This window comes from Colwellia sp. E2M01 (assembly GCF_018860585.1).
Taxonomy (GTDB): Bacteria; Pseudomonadota; Gammaproteobacteria; order Enterobacterales; family Alteromonadaceae; genus Colwellia.
Map to the genome: position 1 here is coordinate 1 of NZ_JAHKPR010000057.1, position 4,402 is coordinate 4,402.

Sequence of the window (4,402 nt, forward strand, 5' to 3'; positions counted from 1 at the left end):
TGAGGTTTTATGCATTACATGCTTTAAAATGAAATAGGTTTTCTTTTTCTTGGTGTAGATGGCGTAGGCTGTGTTGATAATTTAGCTTCGCTTTCTGTTTTTTTTGTCGGTTTAGCATTATTTTTACTTGCTAGCGATTGTTTATGTTTAGGCGGAGTTATGTTTTTCGGCGCGATCTTTATTTTATCTTGAGTCATTTCTTCGCTTTGCGCTTCATTGATTATTAACTGTATTATTTCGCCGTTAAACTCAATGATGTCTTCATGATATATTTTTTTACGTTTCTGATATTCTACTTCACCATTAAGTAAAACATAGCCTTCGCTGATCACGACCTTTGCTTCACCACCACCACTTACTAAATCAGCAATTTTAAGTAATTTACATAGCTCAACAGGTTGTTGAGTTAACTCTACTTCTATATAACTATCAGACATATTTTTCTCGGTAAAAAACTTAAAATTAACTTAAGCTTAGCTCAACTGTGTTAATAGCTCAGTAATTTCTTCTTTTAATTCGTCACTATCAATAGTTTGTGCTGCATCGTTAGCTTTATTGGCAAAAATCAATGCTTGCGCTGGCTCTTCAAATTCTACTTGGCGTAATGCCATAGCTAAATAAGCTGAGGCAGTAAATACCGGTAGTGAAAGCTTTTCTGCGGTAGCTAAAGCAATTTCGTAAATATCCATTGCTTGCTCACCGTCTTCGGTAAAGTCTGCAAGTGCTTCCCACTGCAAAGGATGATCTTTTGGACTATTTTGATTAGTTGCACATAATACTTGTAATTTTTTGCAGTGAGCCAATCTTAACTCATCGTTATCTGTCGCAGAGGCGTTGGCAATTTCTTGGCAAATAGCCAGTATATCGTTGTATAAAGGAGCTTTCATGGATAAAACCTAAGTGAGATTAAAAGTAAGTGGAATGAGGGATATTTAAAAATGGATGATAGCATATAAATAGTAAGTAAAAGATACTTAGTAATAAATAATAATGGTGTAATTGTGTTAAATAATATTTACTTTATAATCAATTTGTTAAATAAAATGACTTTGATGGAAAGCCGTTTAATTGATATTTAATGTTGATATTTAATGAACTGGTTTAATTAAAATATGGCTTTAATTAATCAGTTCTGATCGTTACGGCTAATAATAACACCATCTTTCTTATGCAATTTACTCAAGATCAGGTAATAGTATTGTATAACTAAACTTTAAGGTGAACTGAAGGTCTATATTTTATACATAACCGTATTTTACTTTTTAATTACTCATAGCAGGACAGTATGATGACATCACATTTTATAAGTCGCTGGCATAAAAAAATTACCGCATTATTTATGTTGGCAGTTATTAGTGTCAGTTTTATAGCTTCGGCCTCTGAATGGCCACAAGAACTAAAAGGCGATAAAGGTACAATTGTTATTTATCAACCGCAACCGGAAAAACTCGTTGGCAATGTGTTAACGGGTAGAGCGGCGATGCAATTGATTTTAAAAAATAAAAAAGACCCTGTTTTCGGCGTGTTTTGGTTTTCATCATCAATACAAACTGATCGTGATACCAATTCAGTTGTGATCACCAATATCAAAGTAACTAAAGTAGGCTGGCCAGATTCAAAAGATAGTGAAGAGCAAACTTTTACCAACTTTGTTGAACATGAATTACAACACTCTAGTTTTAGTGGTTCTTTATCAAAGCTTACCGCCACACTAGCAACAGCAGATCAAGTTGAAGAAAGTTTAGAAGGCATAAAGAATGACCCACCTATTATCATCTTTAAAGATAAACTTGCGGTTTTATTAACGTATGATGGTAAACCACTCTTTAAAGATATTGATAATAGCCCTTATCAACGTGCTTTAAATACTCCATTTGCCGTTGTTAAAGTAAAAAATAAAGCACAGTACTATTTAACCAGCGGTAGCTTATGGTACCAAGCGAATAGTGAATTAGGCCCTTGGCAACCAACGAGCAATGTACCTTCTGATTTATTAGCTATGATTGCTAAATCAAATAGTGAGACTGAAAATACCGAGAATAAACCGAGTAAAACTCCTGATGTTGTAACAGCCACTAAACCAACAGAGTTAGTTGTTTCTGATGGTAAGCCTAATTGGGTGAGCTTAACCGGCGGTAAGTTACTTTACGTTAAAAATACTGAAACACCTTGGGTAAGAGAAATAGCTAATGGTGACATGTACATATTGTTGTCAGGTCGTTGGTTTACAAGTAAAACTGAGCAAGGGCCTTGGTCTTTTGTTCGCGCAGATAAATTACCTGTTAGTTTTAAAGATATCCCACCAGAGTCGGATATTGGTGGTTTAAGAAGCTCTGTTGCTGGTACTGATGAAGCTGAGCAAGCAGTGTTAGATTCACAAATACCACAAACAGCAGCAATACAACGTAGTGAAGCGACATTAACGGTAGAATATGATGGTGAACCAAAGTTTGAAGATATTGTCGGGACAGATGTTGCTTATGCTGTTAATACAAGCGCGCAAGTACTTAAAATAAAAGGTAAGTTTTATGCCGTAGATAGCGGTGTATGGTTTGTTGCTAATGATAGCAAAGGACCTTGGGTTGTTGCTGACAGCATACCTAATACCGAAATAGCACAAATCCCACCTAGCTCGCCAGTGTATAACACCACTTACGTTAAAGTTTATGATTCAACGCCTGAAATAGTTTATGTAGGTTATACCCCTGGTTACATGGGGTCTTACCCATATTATGGTGTACCGATTTACGGAACCGGTTGGTATTATCCTCCTTATTATGGTGCTTGGTATTATCCTCGTCCTCCAACCTGGGGATTACATGTGGGTTATAATCCATGGACCGGATGGAATGTCGGTGTAAGTTGGGGCGGACCATTCTTTAGAGTAGGTGTTAGCTGGAGCGGTGGTTATAATCATCATCACGGATATTACGGTGGGTACCATGGCGGTTATCATGGTGGTCATCACACCAATATTAATATTAATGGTGACATCAATATTGGTAACTCAACCAGTATTGGCAACAAAAATCATATAATAAATAATATTGGCAAAACTAATATCGGTAAAAACAACGGTCGAAATATAAGTAACAATTTATATAACAAGCCAAGTAATATTAAACGCAATGCAACTAATATTAAGCCTAATCGTAGCATTAAAAAAGCGCAGGTTTCATCACAGCATACCAATAATGTTTTTTCAGACAGAACAGGTAATGTTGTACGACATCAAGATGGCCAATGGCAAAGTAGAACAGACAACACATGGAAAACACAAACTAACCAACGCCTGAACAATAACGCTACTACAAAAAACAATATTCAAAACCGAGTTCAGTCAAGTAACATACAACGCGGTAATTTACAGTCAGGCCGTAATCGAAATATTAATTATCAGCATATGAATAGAGACAGACAAGCACGCTCTATGGGGGGCGGATTTGGCGGTGGTCGTCGTGGCGGTGGTCGTAGATAAAACGAGTTTATTTAATATTATATTGCAAACAAATATCAATTATAAAATGTAAAGGAATAAATAATGAAAAAACAACAGGTTATATATAGTAAAGCGGCAGCAAAAACAGGGATGATTGCTTTAGGCCTTGCCATGGTTATGGCTTGTAGTCATACCACAGAAGAGGCACCACAAGTAACTAAAGAGGGATTGAATTTAGTAAACTCCTCAAGTTCAGCATTAGCTTATGAAAGAGCGGGTGTTGATTTTAATGATTATCAAAAAGTGTTGATTTTACCTAGCCAAGTGGCTTTTAAAAAAAATTGGGAGCGTAGTTATAATAGTTCTCAAGGTGGCAGCATGAAACGCATTACACCTAAAGACGTGTTATCGATTAAAGCTAAGGTGGCTGATTTATTTGATGAGGTTTTTACTCAAGAAATTAAAGAAAATGGGACTTTGGAAGTAGTCGATAAATCAGGTGTAAGTACCTTATTATTAAAGCCTTTTATCCTTAACCTTGACATTACAGCTCCTGATATACATAACGGCTCTACTATTAGAACTTATACAAAAAATTCTGGCGAAGCGACATTATATTTAGAAGTTTATGATGGAGTAAGTGGTGAAATACTAGCGCGCTTAATTGATAATGAGATTATTGGTAACGATAGTTTTATGCAATGGGCAAATAGAGTAAGTAATACTGCGGATGCAAAGCGAACTATCAAAAAGTGGGTAGAAACGTTACGTAAACAATTTGAAACAACAAAAGCTAAAACTATGTAAATTGATTAATACTATATAGTAATAGTTTATTAGCCCAGATAACATTATTATAAAGTTATCTGGGCTTTTTACTTTATGCTGTTAATTTTTTAAGTTCGAATTAATACCAATTTGATTAAATTTCTTCCCAACTCAGAGCTATGCTCGATGTGTAAT

At 35.4% G+C, this 4,402-nt stretch carries 4 protein-coding genes; 2 read left to right on the plus strand and 2 right to left on the minus strand.

Going from position 1 to position 4,402, the window contains the following annotated elements; genetic code table 11:
- Window positions 1-23 precede the first annotated feature (23 nt).
- A complete protein-coding gene (locus KO502_RS11830) occupies window positions 24-437 on the minus strand; it encodes an RNA-binding S4 domain-containing protein (protein ID WP_216022779.1) in 414 nt (137 codons plus the stop codon).
- 36 nt (window positions 438-473) lie between these two features.
- Entirely contained in the window at window positions 474-887 is a 414-nt protein-coding gene (locus tag KO502_RS11835; protein WP_216022780.1) for a hypothetical protein, read from the minus strand.
- A gap of 398 nt (window positions 888-1,285) precedes the next feature.
- On the opposite strand from KO502_RS11835, the gene KO502_RS11840 reads away from it, so the two are divergent.
- Entirely contained in the window at window positions 1,286-3,478 is a 2,193-nt protein-coding gene (locus KO502_RS11840) for a carbohydrate-binding family V/XII (RefSeq protein ID WP_216022781.1), read from the plus strand.
- A gap of 63 nt (window positions 3,479-3,541) precedes the next feature.
- Window positions 3,542-4,246 carry a DUF3313 family protein gene (locus tag KO502_RS11845; RefSeq protein WP_252730745.1) on the plus strand — a complete coding sequence of 235 codons (705 nt, stop codon included), beginning with the start codon at window positions 3,542-3,544 and terminating at the stop codon, window positions 4,244-4,246.
- Window positions 4,247-4,402: the final 156 nt, after the last annotated feature.